The organism is Wolbachia endosymbiont of Oedothorax gibbosus, assembly GCF_936270435.1.
Classification (GTDB): domain Bacteria; phylum Pseudomonadota; class Alphaproteobacteria; order Rickettsiales; family Anaplasmataceae; genus Wolbachia.
Genome location: NZ_OW370567.1, coordinates 1,146,491 through 1,164,883 on the forward strand (window position 1 = coordinate 1,146,491; position 18,393 = coordinate 1,164,883).

Consider the following 18,393-nt stretch of genomic DNA (forward strand, 5'->3'; position numbering starts at 1 on the left):
TTTTATAAAAATACAACAAAAAAAGAGCGGATAGTGGGAATCGAACCCACGTCACTAGCTTGGAAGGCTAGAGCTCTACCATTGAGCTATACCCGCACAATGGAGGAGGTAGGATTCGAACCTACGTACGCTCACGCGGACAGATTTACAGTCTGTTACCTTTAACCACTCGGTCACTCCTCCACAAAAATTTGTTAAGAGAACGCTATTTTAGTACCTTAACTCAAGCTTTTATTGTATTTAATACTAAACGCCTAAAATTAAAAAATCAAGCAATAAAACCTACCCTGATTAAAATCATGCAGATTTCATTTTATACAACACAATATTGTCAATAAAACGTCTAAATAAATAATGCGAATCATGCGTACCTGGCGCTTCTTCTGGATGATATTGCACAGAAAAGACTGAGTAATCCTTCATCATTATTCCCTCCACACTATTATCAAATAGAGAAATGTGAGTAATTTCAACATTACTTGGGAGAGAAGCTGAATCAACAACGAAACCATGATTTTGGCTAGTGATCTCAACTTTTCCACTAATTACATCATAAACTGGATGATTACTCCCTCGGTGACCAATATCCATCTTGATGGTCTTTGCTCCCAAAGTAATCGCAAGTAATTGATGACCCATGCATATGCCAAAAATTGGTATTTTAGATTTTATAATAATGTCTATTTCTGAAACTACACTTTCTCCTATTTCTTGCGGATCACCAGGACCATTTGAAAGCACTATACCATCTGGATTCATACTCAACACTTTTTGAGCAAAACCTGTGCTTGGTTTGATTAATTCAACTGTACAACCAAGTTCTATTAAGCGTGAAACTATACTGATTTTTACGCCAAAATCAACGATTACAACCCTATATTTTGCATTAAGGTCAATAGCTCTATCTGGTATCATTCCAGTGCTTGACACTGGAATCCACATATTTTTTGCTGGATCCGAGTAGTCAGCTACTTGGATGACAAAGTGCTCCGCTAGTCTATTATTTTCAAAACTGTTATTTAAGCTAACTTTACTGGTTATTTCTATCCCATTTACAGATTTGTATTCCTTCAATTTGTCCAACGCATGCGCCTTACTCGATGAGCATATCATTCCATTTTGAGACCCATGTTTTCTCAAATGTCTCGTCAAAGCTCTAGTATCAACTCCTGATATCCCAACCACGTTATTTTTCTCTAACCAATCATTTAAACTAGTATATGAAGAAGGGTGTGACTCAGGCGAAAGCTCCCGTACAACCATACCACTTGCAAAAATTTTCTTTCCTTCATTATCCTTATGGTTTATTCCAACGTTACCAATATGAGGAAAAGTGAACGTTATAATTTGATCAGCAAAAGAAGGATCAGTTATAGTATGCTGATAACCGGTCATACCAGTGGTAAAACAGACCTCACCTATACACTTGCCTTTTTTACCTACTGATTTTCCCCAAAAGCACTTGCCATCTTTTAAAACTAAAACCGCATTCTGCACTTAACTCTCTCTTTAACTCATTTAAAGTATTATATAAGAATTTTAAATCACAAGTAAGCAAATACTAAAGTTTTCTTTAATTTATATAATTAAAAAAATTCAAAATTATAAATAGCTTTCCTTTTTTATTATTTAGCCAACATTATAGCAAGTTTAACTTGTGTAAATAGGCAATAGCTGTTATAGTTCATGTCTCATGTTAGGTAAATCTACATGGATAGAAAGGTTTGTCTCATTACAGGAACATCGTCTGGCATTGGAAAAAGTTTAGCACAATTACTCATTAAAGATGGATGGTTTGTGGTTGGCATTGCAAGGCACACTGAAAAACTGGAAAAATTAAAAGAAGAATTAGGTAGTAATTTTTTACCTGTAATGTGTGATGTAGGTAATTGCGAAAATATTAGAAATTCGTCTGATTTTTTAAAAAGGCAAAATATTACACCAAATCTCTTTTTCCTTAATGCAGGATGTGGTGAGATAGAAAATGAATTTCATACCGACACTCATAGAAAAACATTTGAAACTAATTATTTTGGGGTTATTAACTGGATTGAAGAATGGCTTAGTTACAACCATTCAGCAACTTTTGTGACAATATCCTCTCTTGTTGCTGTGCATGCAACGCCACATGCTTCTGCATATTGTGCAAGCAAAGCAGCACTAAGAAGTTGCTTTGAATCACTAAAAATTCAATATGCTAATAGCGCTACAAAATTTATTACCGTAATGCCAGGACCAGTAAAAACCGATATGCTTAAATCTAATAAACTGCTTCCCTTTACATGGGAACCACAAAAGGCTGCAGCATATATTTTAAAAAGTGTATTTAAAGGAAAGAAAGTTATAGCGTTTCCAATTTTTTGGCAGTTATTTTTTCATATTTTACGAATTCTTCCCACTAAAATGGTTGTAAGAATCTTACGATAATCACTAGATATTCAAAAACATCTTGTAAAGCTAAACCCTCTCTCTAAAATTCCAAATTTAACCACGAGGCGGCGAAGAAAAACATGAAAAAAATTTTTAACGCGCCCTTCCATAAAATATGTTGACTATCTTCGTATTTTATATTAGATACAATTCAGTATTAGAAAATAGAGAGGTTATTATGTTTACAAGTGAAACTCATCCTAAACACAAGTTACTAATTGCAGGAGCTGGCTTACTATTATTTGCGATGGCGTTCCCATCATTTTTTCTCTTAGCAAAAATAGCCATAGGATTAGCTATGATCGCAATTGCAACAATCGCAGTAAAAATTTCCTCAAAAGCAATATCAAATGCTCTTGAAGAAAAGAAAGCAGATACAAATCAGACAGCACAACAAACAACACAAAGTAAAATTATAAATCTAGCTATTGGATTAGTGTCCATATTTGTAGGTGGGCTATCACTACTTACTATAGCACAAACTGGCTTAATTCCAGCATGTGCAGCTATAACTGCTTTAGTTCTATACAAAAATGAAGAAATAGGAAAATATATAGACAATAAGCTTGATAAGGTAGCTGACGATGTAACTGATTTTACTGTTAGCAGTATTGAAAAACTTATTCGTATTTATACAGATAGGTAGACAAGGATCTTTTAGAAGAAGCCAAAAAATCTAACTCTCCTGTGAGTATACAGTTTTGCCAGACACAACAGTACGTATTACGTGTCCTTTTACTTTGCGCCCATCGAAAGGGGAGTTCTTTGATTTACTAGCAAAGTTGTCAATTTTAATTTCCCATTCATGATTGAGGTCAACTAAAATTAAGTCCGCGGCAAGGTTTTTCTGTATACGACCACGTGGTACGTGTATTATATCTGCAGGCTTATATGTCAATTTTGCGAGCACATCAAGCAAACCCATTTGCCCACTGTGATATAATTCAAGTGAAAGGGGAAGCATTGTTTCAAGACCAACAATACCAAATGCAGCATTTTCAAGTGGCAGATCTTTAGAATTACGATCATGCGGAGCGTGATCGGTTGCAATGCAATCAATCACACCTGTCTTTAAACCTTCAATCATAGCTAAACGATCTTCTTCAGTGCGAAGTGGCGGGTTCATTTTTGCAATTGCTCCATGTTGTTTTACTATATTTTCAGTCAAAGTGAAGTGATGAGGGGTTACTTCGCACGTAACATTTAATCCCAAATCTTTTGCACGTTTAATAGCATCAAGTGAATCTTTTGAAGAGACATGTAAAATATGGTAGTGCACATTTTCCATATCTTTCATGAGCAGTATATCGCGACTTACCATGACCGATTCTGACGCACTCAAGATTCCCTTGACTCCCAATTCTTCAGAAATTTTACCTTCGTTGATTGCACCACCTGCTGATAAATTTAAATCTTCTGCATGTTGAGCAATAGGGACACCCAGCATACTTGAATAAAGCAGCGCCTGTCTCATAATCATTGGGTTCATAACTGGCATGCCATCATCAGTGAACCCAACCGCACCTGCTTCCTTTAAAAGTGCCATTTCAGTCAACTTTTCTTCCGAAGTGGTGATTTTAGCGTAAAATTCAACGTTTACATGTGAAGTTTCAAGTGCTCTATATTTCAAATATTTAGCCAAAATAACGCTATCAATTGCTGGAGAAGTGTTCGGCTGGCAAACTACAGTTGTAACACCTCCCGCAGCTGCAGATTTGCTGCCTGTATATATAGTTTCTTTATGTTCCTGGCCTGGTTCACGAAAATGTACGTGAATGTCAATAAGGCCTGGCATTAGAACAAGCCCTTTACAGTCTATTGTTTCGTCGACTCCACTTGTTGAAAATAATGATTCACCAAAGTCAACAATTTTATCCCCTTCAGTCAATAATGAACCTTTTATATCAAGCTTAGTTTCCGGGTCGATAATACGAGCATTAGTATATGCAATTTTATAGCCTTTCTTTTGCCCTGTTTGCAACAAATCCCAAGTTTGAGTCATTATATCTGAGTATCGATTATAAAATAAATCTAAAGTTTTTTTAATAAAACACAACCAAATTAAAACGCAGACTAAAGTTGCGTGAATTAAAATTGCCCTAAAAATTTGGCTTTTATAACCGAGTTACTTCAGTTTTAACGTTAATATGAAAAACTCTTAGCTCTGTTGGAGGATTTTCCAGATGAATATCTAATTTATTCCACACGTTCACCAGACAAATCAAAGCTGAGTCAAAATGATCACCAGCCTGCTTTGTGCTGTGTTTTTTATGTACACTATTTATTATTTCCTGGAACTCTTTTACCTCAGGTAAATCTCTCATTTTTTGCGACATACTTTTGAATAGCTTGTTCACTGAGTTTAAGATTTTATAACTTTTTTCCTGATGTTCCGCGATTCTTGCTTGATATATATCAATCATTTTCTGGCATGATTTGCCCCTAAATGGATGTTCTTCTTTTTCTTTTATGCAAGAATTTTGAAAATTTTCACAGTTAAGGATTGCTTCTCTATGTTTTTTTATGTCATTAATTGTGTTGATTATCGACTTGCCTATTTTCTTCAAATTTTCTTCCCGTTCTTCTCTTTTAATTATACTTTTGGATTCATTTTTCATTTGGTTATACAGGTTTTTGCATTCTTTATAAGATACCATTGGTTGTAATATTCCTTCTTCTACACCTTTATTGTAAAAATTTTTCAACTCATTACTTGATAGTATTGTTATAGCATCTTCCCTTTTACCTTGTGATTTAGGATACTTTTTATTCAATAAACTAACATGATTTAACAAGAAATCTTTAACTAGCCCTTCTTTTTTTACTTCGGATAATTTTTCTAGTGTTTCTATATATTTCAGAACTTCCGCAAAGAGCTGTCCACCAGAGGGAGCAAATCCTTGAAGTGGTTTACTCTGAGCTTTATAAAAATCGGTTTGTAAAAAATCTTCAGCTTGTTTTTTTATTACTGAAAGTTCACTAAAGGCTTTTTCTGGATTGATTTTTCTCAAAATATTAATAGTTTTTCTAATCGCTTTTTCTCTCTCTTTATTATCTTGCTTTTCATTTAATATGAGATGTTCAGTTTTGGTAAAAGCATCACTGCGATCACTCTTTGCAATGTTACAAACGATGTTTTTTACAACTTTTTCGGTTGCTGCACAATCTATTTCCTTTGCAAAACAACCAACAAATAATTGCCAAATTTCTTTGTTAACAAACTTACTTGTCCTATTTTCAAAATCTTCTATATCTTTGAATCCTAAAATAGTATAGAGATTTTTTTCGATTATTGGTTCGGCATGTTGTTTTGCCACTTTACCTTTTATATTAAATGGAAATATACTAATCTTAGTTGTACCCACAATGTTACCTCAATATTAACGCTATCTATAAAAGTATAAAGACTTAATATTTAATTTTTAATTAATGCCAGACAGCTAACTACGGGCTAGCATCAATAGCAAGCGTCAATTAACACTTTAACTTCTAACTTGTCATCAGTAATATTGTTTATATAAAAACTATAATTTTTTATGCCTGAACTTGGGAATATACTGCTATTGCTAGCCTGCCTATTGTCTTTAACATATTTATTTTTACCGCTCAATTCTTATCGATTTATCACCACTGCCATATTTTTCTGTGTATCAGCGTCAATGGCTATTTTGATCTACTGCCACATTACAAATGATTTCTCACTCGAAAACGTATATTACCACTCACACACAACAAAACCTTTGATCTATAAGATTTGTGGAGTTTGGGGAAATAAAGAAGGGTCTATGTTGCTTTGGGCATTAGTGCTTACCTTTTACCTATTTCTGATGGGTATTTTTACTGATAACGACAGTAAATTAAAAAAAATATCTCTTATCACCCAAGGCTTGATTTGCTTTTGTTTTTTACTGTTCACTTTACTTGAATCCAGCCCCTTCACTAAAATGCCAGGCATTGAAACAGATGGATTGGGTTTTAATCCGATATTGCAAGATATAGGTCTTGCTATCCACCCACCAATATTATATTTGGGGTACCTTGGATTTAGCGTTCCTTTTTCGCTCTCTATAGCTGGATTAATCACGAATACTGAAGGAAATGTTTGGGCTAAAATTGTCAGGCCTTGGGTACTTATTTCTTGGTCGCTGCTCACTTTGGGCATCAGCTTGGGTAGCTGGTGGGCATATCGCGAACTTGGGTGGGGTGGATTTTGGTTTTGGGATCCAGTAGAAAACGTTTCTTTGATGCCATGGCTAATTGCAGTAGCGCTGACACACTTGTTGCTCGTTGTACGAAATTTCAATACTTTAAGGAATTTTGCTATTTTACTTACACTTACAACTTTTATATTGAGTGTGACTGGAACATTTCTAGTCCGCTCAGGAATACTCACCTCAGTACACACGTTTGCAGATGACCCAAGGTATGGACTATATATATTAGCTCTGCTTGGTGTAATTACAGTCAGTAGCTTAGTAATATTCGTAGTGTTTACGAACACACCTGCCCAGTACTTGACACTGGAATCTGAAAAGAAACCTGCTACTCAAGTAACAGATGGTAGAAGATTCTTTTCACGCCTTACGATGATGCTGATGAACAACTTATTATTCATCACTGCCTTTTTTATTGTGTTCGTTGGCACTTTATACCCTACAGTGCTCGAATATTTAACCGGTGAATTAATTTCAGTTGGAGCACCATATTACAATTCCTTATTTAATCCTATTGCACTCACTATTCTAGTGCTCACCATGATCGGGCAATACTGTAGTTGGCAGGGAAAGAGTCTATTGCCAATATTCCATGAATACAGATTCTCATTTTGTAGTGCTGCAGCTATTTTACCTTTTATCTTTCACATGGAGCTAATAATTGTGCTATCAATTACTATCTCCATAGCATTATTAATCTTTGTTTTAGAAGCATATAGTAAAAGAATTTGTTTATTTAAGAACGAATCAATTTTATTAGCAAGAAAAGTTTCTAAATCCTACTATGCAATGATGGCAGCTCATGCTGGAGTGGCAATTCTAGTGCTTGGTATAGCATATTCGGTTGGTTGGCAGGAGAAAAAAGAAAATTACTTAAAAATAGGGGATAGCATAACAGTTAGTAAATTTAAAGTTACTTTGCAAAATATTGAGCTAATAAAAGAAAAAAATTTCCATGCAGTAAGAGGAACAATGGATATTAGGAATTTGTTGAATAACAAGATATTGGGTGAGATAACTCCTGAATATAGATTTTATCTTGCGGAAGGTCAGAAAAATGTTGAAAGCAGTATCTACCACAATTTGCTTTCTGATATTTATGTTGTAATTGGAGAGATTGATAAGAGTAAGAGCAAAATTGCAACTAAAGTGCACTATAAACCTGGAATATCTATAATCTGGCTTGGATCATTTCTTATCGCTTTTGGTTCGTTCCTTGCTGCTTTTCCTTCCAGCAAAAAAATAAAGGTACCCAGATAATTATTACATAAAATTCGCGTTCTTTCGCAATATTACCGTTGACATGAAAGACAGTAGACTTCTTTCAAAATTGGAAAAGAGCAAAAAATTAGTATAAAATCATACATTTAAAAGTATGAGATATGAAGAAACTAAGGAGTTAGATGAAGAGAAGTTTCGTCGTCTGACAGGAGTAAAGAAGGCAACTTTCAACAGGATGGTAGAAATTTTAGATGAAGAAGATAGAAGGAAAAAAGCAAAAAGTGGGCGTAAAAGCAAGCTCTGTATAGAAGACAGGCTACTTATGGCATTGGAATATCTTCGTGAATATCGGACATATTTCCACATTGGTCGAAGTTATGGTATGAGCGAAAGTACGACCTATAAAATCATAAAGTGGATTGAAAATACATTGGTAAAACATCCGGATTTTGCATTGCCAGGGCGAAAAGAGGTTCTAAAAAGTGATATAGAATATGAGGTTTTAGTGATAGATGCAACAGAAACTCCTGTGGAAAGACCCAAAAAAAGCAAAAAAGATTTTATTCAGGAAAAAAGAAAAAGCACAGTATAAAAACACAGATTATTTCGGAAAAAGAAAGCAAAAAGATCATTTGCACGTCTTTTTCAAATGGTAGGAAACATGATTTTCGGCTTTTTAAGGAGTCAAAAGTGCACATACTACCAAGTATCAAAGTCCTAGCAGATAGCGGTTACAGAGGTCTACAAAAAATTCACGCAAATGTTGAATTGCCACATAGAAAAACGAAAAAGCACCCATTGACTAAGAAACAAAAGCAAGAAAATCAAGAGCTTGCAAGCAAAAGAGTTGTGGTTGAGAATGTAATCGGTTTGCTTAAAAGATTTAAAATTATTGCAGATAAATATCGCAATCGGCGAAAACGTTTTGGATTGAGATTCAATTTGATAGCTGGAATTTACAATCTAGAGTTGATGATGTGAATTTTGAAAGAGGTCTAGTATCTGGGATCTCATTTCACCTTATGATGGTGTCATCCTAATACTTTCCCCTGTCATCCCAGTGCTTGACACTGGGATCTCATTTCACTCTATAATAGCAGTGCCCCTTTTCTTGTCATCCAAGTAGCCCCTCTTCTGTCATCCCAGTGCCCAGACACTGGGATCCAGGATTTTGACTGTAAACAAGCATACTATACAACATTTTCAATGAAACTGCCAAAAACTGGATTCCAGCGTCACGCGCTGGAATGACACCTCTCTTGGGCTCTTTTAGCCATAAACATTAAGAAATTTACTAAGCAGAAAAAAGGCAAAAGAAACCCCGTTAGCCAGTTATTCACTATCTATTTTTTAAATTGGCGTTTTTTATTGTCTTAAATGCTTTAATAAGCGCATTTTAGCTTATTTGGGTAAAAACCCAGAAATGTTGTGAAGACATAAGGTGCACATAGTGCAAAAAATTAAAAATAAGACGCCAACTACGTTGTTTTCTTGCTGTTTAATCTGCACAGATGAAGATAACTGAATACCTTCAGTATCATGATAAGAGGACTGGCGGAGTTTGTCAAGGAAGTTTTTCGTTTCTATTCTCTACAAATGATAAAAGATCTAATACCTAAATAAATTTATTAGTTTATTACATGTCTCTTTTCATGTATAAATCTATAGAAAGTTTTATACGGAAGTTGTTTTATGAGCAAAATTATAGAAATTAGAGCACCAAAAACTCTTGGTGGTGAGTCAGTTACGGAAGGTATAGTAAAAATAAAGAAAAATATTGGAGAAGCAGTAAAAGTAGATGACTTGATCTTTGAAATTGAGACTGATAAAACAGCACTCGAATTAACTGCAGAAGCTTCAGGGCAAATAACTGAGTTTCTCGTAAAGGAAGATGATGTAATTAGCCCTGATCAATTGTTAGCGAAGCTTTCTGTGGGAGAAGTAAAAGAGGAAGTGAAAAAAGAAGATAAAAGCGAAAGTTCTGCTAAAAAAGATGCTCCATCAGCTCGTAAAATTATGGAAGAAAATGCAATTAATGCAGAAAGTGTCAAAGGAACTGGCATGGGAGGCAGAGTAACAAAGGCAGATGTGATAGGCCACATGAACAAAGCAGAACAGCCTGCAATAAAACAATACGAATTGCCAAAAAGTGTAGTAAGTGGGGAGCGAAGAGAAGAACGAGTAAAAATGAGTAAAATAAGGCAAGTAATTGCCGCTCGTTTGAAGGCATCACAAAATACTGCTGCGATACTGACCACATTCAATGAAATTGACATGAAAAATGTCATGGATCTAAGAGCAAAATATAAGGACGCCTTTGAAAAAAAATATGGAATAAAACTTGGTTTTATGTCGTTTTTTATAAAGGCAGCGGTGCAAGCACTGAAAGAAATTCCTGAAATTAACGCTGAGATCTCAGGTGACGAAATCATATATAAACATTACTATGATATAGGTGTTGCTGTTGGCACTGATAAAGGTCTTGTTGTACCAGTTATTCGGAGTGCCGATCAGATGTCATTTGCAGACATTGAGTTGACTTTAGTTGCTCTTGGCAAAAAAGCTCGCGAAGGTAAATTACAAGTATCAGAAATGGAAGGTGCAACATTTACCATCTCAAACGGTGGAGTATACGGTTCACTTCTTTCCACTCCGATAATAAACCCTCCGCAATCTGGAATACTTGGAATGCATTCAATACAAAATAGGCCAGTTGCTGTGGGCAACTCAATTGAAATCAGACCTATGATGTACATTGCCCTCTCCTACGACCACAGAATAGTGGATGGCAAAGGAGCAGTGACTTTCCTTGTTAAAATAAAAAATTATATAGAAGATCCAAACAGGTTGGTTTTAGAAGTGTAAATTGGTATTAACTTAAACAATATCAGCAATTAAAAATGACAAGCAAGTTTTTCTGGAATCAGAAGGTTTCTAAGGCGGATGGTAAAATAGGAGAAACCGGCAAATGGCATCAAAAATTGATAGTCGCTCTTGGTTATTACTTGTTACCGAACTTGTTGCACAGCAATTTCCAAAGTGGGCTCACTTAGAGATCAAACCTGTTGAACTCAGTGGTATAGACAATAGAACTTTTCGCTTGGGTGAAGAGATGTTGATCAGGCTACCAAGCGCAGAAGATTATGCGCTACAAGTTCTGAAGGAGCAAAAATGGCTTGAGGTACTTGCACCACATTTGTCATTTTCTATTCCTAAGCCACTTGCAATGGGACAACCATCAAAGCATTATCCCTGGAATTGGTCAATATATAAGTGGATCGAAGGGGAAAGCATAAATGCATTGTCTATAGATGATCTGGATTTACAGATTATTGCTTCTCAGCTTGCACAATTTTTGAATGAGTTACATAAAATTGATGTTAAAGGAGGCCCTAGTCCTGGACTCCATAACTTCTGGCGCGGCGATCACGTATCAGTCTATGACACAGAGGTAAGATCGTCCATTAAGGAATTGCAAGGTTTTATTGATGCTAGAACTATAATGTCCTTTTGGGAAAAAGCTATAAGCTCAAGATGGAGCAAGAACCCAGTATGGATTCATGGTGACTTTGCAAGTGGAAATATCTTGGTAAAAGATGCGTGTGTAGCTGCTATAATTGATTTTGGATGTATGGCTGTCGGTGATCCAGCTTGTGACTTGGTAATTGCCTGGACACTTTTAGACAGCGAAAGTCGGAGAATCTTCAAGTCACATCTATGTTTAGATCCAGACACGTGGGCCAGAGCAAGCGGCTGGGCTTTATGGAAGGCACTAATTACAATGCGCGACTGGAAGACAACAGAAGTTATGAAACAACAGAAAATTATTAATGAAATTCTAAATGAAGAAGCTTAGTTTAACCAAAGATTTTCAGTCCTATTTTTGCATACCTACCTTTCTTTGCTATTCTCAAGTGAATTACTCTTAATCTAGCATAACTAACAACTTAAACGAACAACTATTTTCAGCAAACTAAACAATGCCTGTGATAGGTTCTTAATTTGAAAAGATTTCCCGAATCTAATATGTCATTGCTGTAGGCTGCATTTAGTAATATAATCTCATATTAAATGGACGTTACTTAAGTTTATGCTAGATTCTCCGCTAATTTTGACAGCCATTCTTATATTTTTCATTTTTACGTTGTCATTCTTTTTTATAAGAAAGATATTTGGGTCAACAAATAAGAAGATAATAAAATCCTTTAGGAAAATTGTTCAGCAAATAAATGCATTAGAAACAGAAATGCAGAGCTTATCTGATGAGGAGCTTGCTGGTAAAACTGAAGAATTCAAACGAGAATTGAAAAATGGCAAAACACTAAATGACCTTCTCGTACCCGCATTTGCGGTTGTGCGCGAAGCCTCTCGAAGGTTTCTTAGCATGAGACATTTTGATGTTCAACTGATTGGTGGAATGGTGCTCCATAACGGCATGATATCAGAAATGAAAACAGGAGAGGGAAAGACACTCGTTGCAACTTTAGCAGCATATCTAAATTCCTTAGAAGGGAAAGGCGTCCACGTCGTAACTGTTAACGACTACCTTGTAAAACGAGACACAGAATGGATGAGCAAATTATATAATTCTCTTGGGGTTTCTGTTGCGTTTATTACGAATAACTTGACAGATGAAGAGAGAAAAGAGGCTTACAGTGCAGATATCGTGTATTCCACAAATAACGAGCTTGCCTTTGATTACTTGCGGGACAATATGAAATTCTCTCAAGAAGACATGGTTCAGAGAGGCTTTCACTACGGAATAGTTGATGAAGTGGACTCAATACTCATTGATGAAGCTCGCACTCCGCTTATTATTTCTGGCCCAGTTGAGGAAAACAATCAGATATATAAGCATATCAATAAAATAGTGACCAAATTAGTTGACTCTGATTATGAAGTAGATGAAAAAGGTAGAACGGTATTCTTGACTGAAGATGGTATTTCACGAGTGGAAGAACTACTGAAGTCATATAATCTCATTCCTGAAAATTCTTCGCTTTATGATACCAACAATATGATAATGACTCACTACATAGACCAAGCATTGCGTGCACATAAGCTGTTCACTGCTGACAAAGATTATATAGCAAAGGATGGCAAGGTAGTGATTATTGATGAATTTACTGGGCGTATGATGGAGGGCAGGAGATATTCCGATGGTCTTCATCAGGCACTTGAAGCGAAGGAGAATCTTGAAATTCAGCATGAAAACCAAACTTTAGCATCTGTCACATTTCAGAATTACTTTCGTATGTACAATAAACTTTCCGGAATGACTGGAACAGCAGCAACAGAGGCAGAAGAGTTTCGTGATATATACAGACTAAATGTAGTAAAAATTCCAACCAATGTACCTGTAAAAAGAGTTGATATTGATGATGAAATTTATGGCACAGGAAAAGAAAAATTTAATGCTGTGTTGAAGTTTATAGAAGAATGCCACAAACGCCTTCAACCAGTCCTAGTTGGCACGGTAAGCATCGAAAACTCTGAGAAGCTTTCTGCGCTTTTGCAAAGCCATTCTCTTAAGCATTCAGTACTAAATGCTCGTTATCATGAACAAGAGGCGTACATAATAGCACAAGCTGGAGTGCCAGGTAGTATCACTATAGCAACTAACATGGCAGGACGTGGAACTGATATTCAACTCGGTGGAAACGCTGAAATGATTGCAAAGGTAGAACTGAAGAAGATAAAAAATGCTGATGAAAGAGAAAAAAAATACCAAGAAATAGTCGAAAGAGTAAAAAAAGATAAGGAAATTGCTATAAAAGCTGGTGGTTTATGCGTGGTTGGAACCGAAAGACATGAAAGCAGGAGAATAGATGATCAATTACGCGGCCGTTCTGGTCGTCAGGGGGATCCTGGACTTTCTAAGTTCTTTTTATCACTTGAAGATGACCTAATGAGAATATTTGGTTCTGATAGAATGAGAAGCTTTTTACAAAAAGTAGGGTTAAAGAATAACGAAGCTATTCATCATCCATGGATCAATAAGGCACTTGAGAAGGCACAAAAGAAAGTTGAAGCTAGAAATTATGATATGCGGAAGTCTTTGCTTAAGTTTGATGACGTAATCAATAACCAACGTAAAGTGATTTTTAAACAGAGAAACAATATCTTAGGCAATGAAATCAATGATTTGTTTGAAGTATATAGCGAAGTAAATGAGAGCATAGTAGAAGGTATAATCCAAAGTGGCTATTATGAGGATTATATTGAAGATATTGCCAAAGAATTCCATACAAGGTATGGAATAACGCTTGATAAAGAAGATTTAGCAAAGTTTTTAAACAAACAAGAAGCTTTGGATTATATAAATGATAAGATACAAGAATTTTTTACTGAGAAAGAAAAATATTTCAACAGTCAGCACACTACAGATTTGTGGAATACGATCGTGAAGCAAATGATGATAATGACACTTGATCATTTATGGAGAGAACACCTTTCAGTTCTAGAGAGCCTAAGACAAAGCATAAGCTTACGTGCCATGGGGCAGAAAGACCCACTGAATGAATTTAAACGCGAAGCTTTCTTAATGTTTGAGTCGATGCTTGAAAAGTGGAAAGAACTTACCATTCACCGCTTAGCACACTTTAAGTTGGTAGATAACCAAGAAATAGGCAATAGGCTACATTCTGCGAGAAATAGCATACTTCCCAAAGTCTCAAGAAACGACAAATGCCCTTGCAACTCCGGAAAGAAGTACAAACACTGCCACGGCGCAGTTACTGTGGTGAACTAGTAATCAACTTTCCACAACAGGTAGCAAATCTATATTTGTGTATTTTGAAAAGCACTATAAACTAGTTTGTGTATGGTTATATTGTCTAGATGCTCAGCTATTTTTTCACAAATTTCTTCAGGCAATTCAGCACCAATATCAGAATGTTGAATACATATTTTGCCTGCATTCACTAAATTTTTTCTTTTCATTCCTTCTTGATATTGACTTTCTATTTCATCAGCATACATAGGAAATTCATTTTTATAGTTACCTGTTTTTAATGCCTCTGCTATATTTTCATTACTCACATAATCTGCCAATTTGTTATCCCTGGCTATCAGAATATCGTAAAATGACACTCCACTATTCCTATTAACCCCAGTTATGGATTAACCAACGAAGTAAAGCTGAGAAATACAGGGCTTTTTCGATTGCATTGAATAAGAAATGAGGGTAGAAAAAATATGTACCAAGAAATTTACTGTGGATCTATGCCGAGTGTGCTCAAGTTCAAATTTGTTTTTTAGGCAGCCAAAAACCGTTTCAACAATCGATCTTTTCCCTAGTAAAATCTTCTCTTTCAGCGAAATCAGTGCATTTTTCATACCTTTTTTCACTTTAGTGACGAGTTTTAGACCTCTATCGAATAGTTTCTCAAAGAGCTCTTTCTTTATATAGCCCTTATCTCCAAACAAAAGTCCAGTTAGTTTTTTGGTTAGAGTTGGTACAGGTTTTCTGTCATCGACGTTACCTCTGGTTAGCGTAACACCTTGAATTTCACCTATTTCATTGATTACTACATGTAATTTAAAACCAAAAAACCAGCCGTAAGTATTCTTTCCTAACTCTGCTAATCCTTTGAAAACCTTATTTCTTGAGATTCTTTTTCGATGGCATACTGCTATTGAAGTAGAATCTATGTAGGAAATCCCGGTCATTTTTGCTTGTTCACAAAACCATTGCAAAAGTAATGCTAAATACCACAAAACTCGCGGCTTTAAGGCAATAAATCTGTGATATGAAGGCAGCTTTGAAAACTCTGATCTATAGAATAACTGAAGATAACAAAGATAAAAAGCCTTGAAGTTTTTACATGGTGATTTATGGTATAATAGGATTATGGTTAGAATTTCTGAGTGCGCTATTTCTGGTACTCTGGTTGGTTTTTTGCCGTTTGATAAGAACCTATTTGCAAAATTATCATCTACCGCACGACAAAAATCCTCGACGCAACAGTACAGTTCTGTAATATCTTTCTTCATGTGTAACCTCTTATTATTACTAAAATACTCGAGTTTACCCTGTTTCCCTCTTCTTAGTTATACTTTTATCTATTTTCTAATCCATAACTGAGGTCTATTAACCTTCTGCTCTTTCATTTTCCTAATCTCAGCTTGACACTTATCCCAATCATCTAATATATATGCAATGCCTGGCAGGCTTTCAAGCGTGCTGGGAATCTCTAAATTGGAATTTTGTTTCAACATATACTTGATGAGGAGCCTACCAACTTCTCCTGCACTGCACATCATATTGGACCATTCTATGACGCTCAAACGATGTAGACGCCAAGGCATGCCCATAATAACCACGTCAATAACTTTGTATAAAGGAGTACTCCTGTTTTCATCTACTGCACAAGGGTTTGCTCCATTCCGCAGAAGAAATCTCACTATTTCTACATGACAGTTGACCGCAGCCCTATGTAAAGGGGTGGTTCCTTCTTTATCTTGGAAATTAACATCAGCACCACTCTCTATTAAGGATTTTGCTATCCCTATATTGCCATTTTTAACAGCCCAATGCAAAGGAGTAGCTTCATATTTACTATCTTCAACATTTACGTCAGCCCCTTTTCTTGCTAAGCACCTTACTATCCTTTCATAATTGTGTCCAGTTGCTACAAGCACTAAATTGCAATTTAGTGCTGCAGATGTGCAGTTTATATTAAAATGATCTTTTTTCCACTTATAGTATGCATTTAAATTTGTTTTCTGCAGTTTTTTTGCAATTTCCTCAATTATGTTCTCTTCATTTATACTGTGATAGCTATTGACTTCCTGCAATATTTTTTTCATTCCTACCATTTTTCTTCCAAACTGGCTTTCTATCTCATTAGCATATATAGGAAACTCCTTTTTATAATCACCTCTCTCTAATATTGCTGCCATCCTTTCAGTAACTATAGATGCCAATTTGTTGCGTCTAGTTGCAAGAATATCGTGAAATGATACCTCACTATTCCTATCAATTCTTTGTTCTTTCAGTTTCTTAATCTCAGTGTGACACTCATTCCAGTATCTTGATATTTCCTCATATGGCTCCTCATTTAAATAGCCAGGTTTTTCTGCCGTTGGATTTTTTGCTAAGGCGTATCTTATCAGAGCTTCACTGCACTTTTGCCCAAAGCGCATGCCAGCCCGAACAGAAAGGTGTAAGACATCAAACCCTGCTTCTGTAGTCCGCTTACTAATATCTATTCCTTCCTGCTCAAGTAGTAGCGTTGTTGCTTTTAAGTTACCAAACGTAACTGCTAAATGCAGAGGAGTACCGCCATAATTATCTTGTCCGTTAATGTCGGCTCCATTTTTTATTAGCAGCTTTATTATTTCTATATAACCTGTTGTATTAACTTTATTAAATTGTTTCATCATACTTGGGTTACTCTTATCAACTGCTATGTGTAATGCAGTGTATCCATTGTAGCTACATTGTACGTTGATATCAGCGCCTTTTTCTATTAAGAACCTTGCCATATTTATATGACCCTCCTTAACGGCTGAAAATAACGGCGTTTCCCCTTTCTCACCTTTAAGATCTATATTTGCTCCTCTTTCTGTTAGAAGCTCTACTACTTTCCCGCAGTTATGTTTAGCTGCTGCACGCAAAAAACTGCCACGTCTAAGCATATGGTTTATATCAAACTGGTTATTTTTCCACTCGTTATATATATCTGGATCCTCTTGCTGCAGTGTATCCCTAATTTTCTCAATTACATTTTCTACACTTAGGTCCGAGCTACTGTTAATTTCTTGTAATATTTCCTTCAATCCCTGCATTTCTTCCTCCAAGATATAAAATTTTATTATGGCATATGAAGCGGATTATGTCAATGAAAACCTAAGAAACTGGTTCTTCTTTTTCTGGTCACACGCTGAGGTGGAGTGTCTGTAGGTTTCATCCCAGTGCCCAGACACTGGGATCCAGAATTTTGACTGTAAACAAGCATACTATACAACATTTTCAATGAAACTGCCAAAAACTGGATTTCAGCGTCACGCGCTGGAATGACACCATTTCCGGTCTCTTAAATTGCTTTAGCCATAAATATTTAAGAAATTTACCAAATGAAAAAAAAGGCAAAAGAAGCCCTGGTCATCGTCTATTTTCAGTATTGGCGTTTTTTTAAGTCTTAAACACTGCAATTTAGCTGCTTTTAAGTGCAGTTAACCTAAATTGTAAACGTTAAGAAATTTACCAGGCAGAAAAAAAAGACAAAGAAATCCCGTGGTAATTAGTGTTCACTCTCTAATCCTGCAAATCAGCGTACTATACTGTCTTAAACAGCGTACTATACTGTCTTAAACAGCGTACTATACTGTCTTAAACAGCGTACTATACTGTCTTAAACAGCGTACTATACTGTCTTAAACAGCGTACTATACTGTCTTAAACAGCGTACTATACTGTCTTAAACAGCGTACTATACTGTCTTAAACAGCGTACTATACTGTCTTAAACAGCGCGTTTCAGCTTGAAAACCCAGAAATGTTGTGAAGACATAAGGTGCACATA

Annotated in this window: 13 protein-coding genes and 2 tRNA genes; 7 read left to right on the forward strand and 8 right to left on the reverse strand. The window is 35.8% G+C overall.

What is annotated here, in order from left to right; genetic code table 11:
- Positions 1–25: 25 nt before the first annotated feature.
- The 3 genes from NBW39_RS05845 to carA form a co-directional block, all read right to left on the reverse strand.
- Positions 26–96, reverse strand: a tRNA-Gly gene (locus tag NBW39_RS05845).
- A gap of 4 nt (positions 97–100) precedes the next feature.
- Positions 101–183 (reverse strand) — tRNA-Tyr (locus NBW39_RS05850).
- A 114-nt stretch (positions 184–297) separates the two neighbouring features.
- On the reverse strand, positions 298–1,497 hold the full coding sequence (gene carA, locus NBW39_RS05855; RefSeq protein ID WP_250294857.1) for a glutamine-hydrolyzing carbamoyl-phosphate synthase small subunit: 1,200 nt from the start codon (positions 1,495–1,497) through the stop codon (positions 298–300).
- Positions 1,498–1,710: 213 nt separating this feature from the next.
- Between carA and NBW39_RS05860 the strand changes: the two genes are divergently transcribed.
- Both NBW39_RS05860 and NBW39_RS05865 read left to right on the forward strand, forming a co-directional pair.
- A complete protein-coding gene (locus NBW39_RS05860) occupies positions 1,711–2,427 on the forward strand; it encodes an SDR family NAD(P)-dependent oxidoreductase (protein WP_250294858.1) in 717 nt (238 codons plus the stop codon).
- Between the two features lie 181 nt (positions 2,428–2,608).
- Positions 2,609–3,076, forward strand: a complete 468-nt coding sequence (locus tag NBW39_RS05865; protein ID WP_250294859.1) for a hypothetical protein — start codon at positions 2,609–2,611, stop codon at positions 3,074–3,076.
- Positions 3,077–3,106: 30 nt separating this feature from the next.
- On the opposite strand, the gene NBW39_RS05870 is transcribed toward NBW39_RS05865, so the two are convergent.
- Entirely contained in the window at positions 3,107–4,432 is a 1,326-nt protein-coding gene (locus NBW39_RS05870; protein WP_250294861.1) for a dihydroorotase, read from the reverse strand.
- Between the two features lie 112 nt (positions 4,433–4,544).
- Entirely contained in the window at positions 4,545–5,795 is a 1,251-nt protein-coding gene (locus tag NBW39_RS05875) for a hypothetical protein (RefSeq protein ID WP_250294863.1), read from the reverse strand.
- 171 nt (positions 5,796–5,966) lie between these two features.
- On the opposite strand from NBW39_RS05875, the gene NBW39_RS05880 reads away from it, so the two are divergent.
- The 5 genes from NBW39_RS05880 (at position 5,967) to secA (ending at position 14,616) form a co-directional block, all read left to right on the forward strand.
- A complete protein-coding gene (locus NBW39_RS05880) occupies positions 5,967–7,904 on the forward strand; it encodes a heme lyase CcmF/NrfE family subunit (protein WP_250294865.1) in 1,938 nt (645 codons plus the stop codon).
- A gap of 115 nt (positions 7,905–8,019) precedes the next feature.
- A protein-coding gene (locus tag NBW39_RS05885; protein WP_250294694.1) for an IS5 family transposase occupies positions 8,020–8,846 on the forward strand; the annotation gives its coding sequence in 2 pieces (ribosomal slippage) (positions 8,020–8,407 and positions 8,407–8,846; 828 coding nt in all).
- A gap of 711 nt (positions 8,847–9,557) precedes the next feature.
- On the forward strand, positions 9,558–10,730 hold the full coding sequence (odhB, locus tag NBW39_RS05890) for a 2-oxoglutarate dehydrogenase complex dihydrolipoyllysine-residue succinyltransferase (protein ID WP_250294866.1): 1,173 nt from the start codon (positions 9,558–9,560) through the stop codon (positions 10,728–10,730).
- 103 nt (positions 10,731–10,833) lie between these two features.
- Positions 10,834–11,721: an aminoglycoside phosphotransferase family protein gene (locus NBW39_RS05895; protein ID WP_250294869.1), complete on the forward strand. Its 888-nt coding sequence runs from the start codon at positions 10,834–10,836 to the stop codon at positions 11,719–11,721.
- Between the two features lie 234 nt (positions 11,722–11,955).
- Positions 11,956–14,616 carry a preprotein translocase subunit SecA gene (gene secA, locus NBW39_RS05900; protein ID WP_250294871.1) on the forward strand — a complete coding sequence of 887 codons (2,661 nt, stop codon included), beginning with the start codon at positions 11,956–11,958 and terminating at the stop codon, positions 14,614–14,616.
- A 29-nt stretch (positions 14,617–14,645) separates the two neighbouring features.
- Here secA and NBW39_RS05905 read toward each other — a convergent pair whose 3' ends face one another.
- From NBW39_RS05905 to NBW39_RS05915, 3 genes are all read right to left on the reverse strand, one after another.
- Entirely contained in the window at positions 14,646–14,957 is a 312-nt protein-coding gene (locus NBW39_RS05905; protein ID WP_256466292.1) for a PRANC domain-containing protein, read from the reverse strand.
- Positions 14,958–14,987: 30 nt separating this feature from the next.
- Positions 14,988–15,860 carry an IS982 family transposase gene (locus NBW39_RS05910; RefSeq protein WP_250294632.1) on the reverse strand — a complete coding sequence of 291 codons (873 nt, stop codon included), beginning with the start codon at positions 15,858–15,860 and terminating at the stop codon, positions 14,988–14,990.
- Positions 15,861–15,929: 69 nt separating this feature from the next.
- Positions 15,930–17,657, reverse strand: a complete 1,728-nt coding sequence (locus NBW39_RS05915; RefSeq protein WP_250294874.1) for an ankyrin repeat domain-containing protein — start codon at positions 17,655–17,657, stop codon at positions 15,930–15,932.
- Between the last annotated feature and the right edge of the window lie 736 nt (positions 17,658–18,393).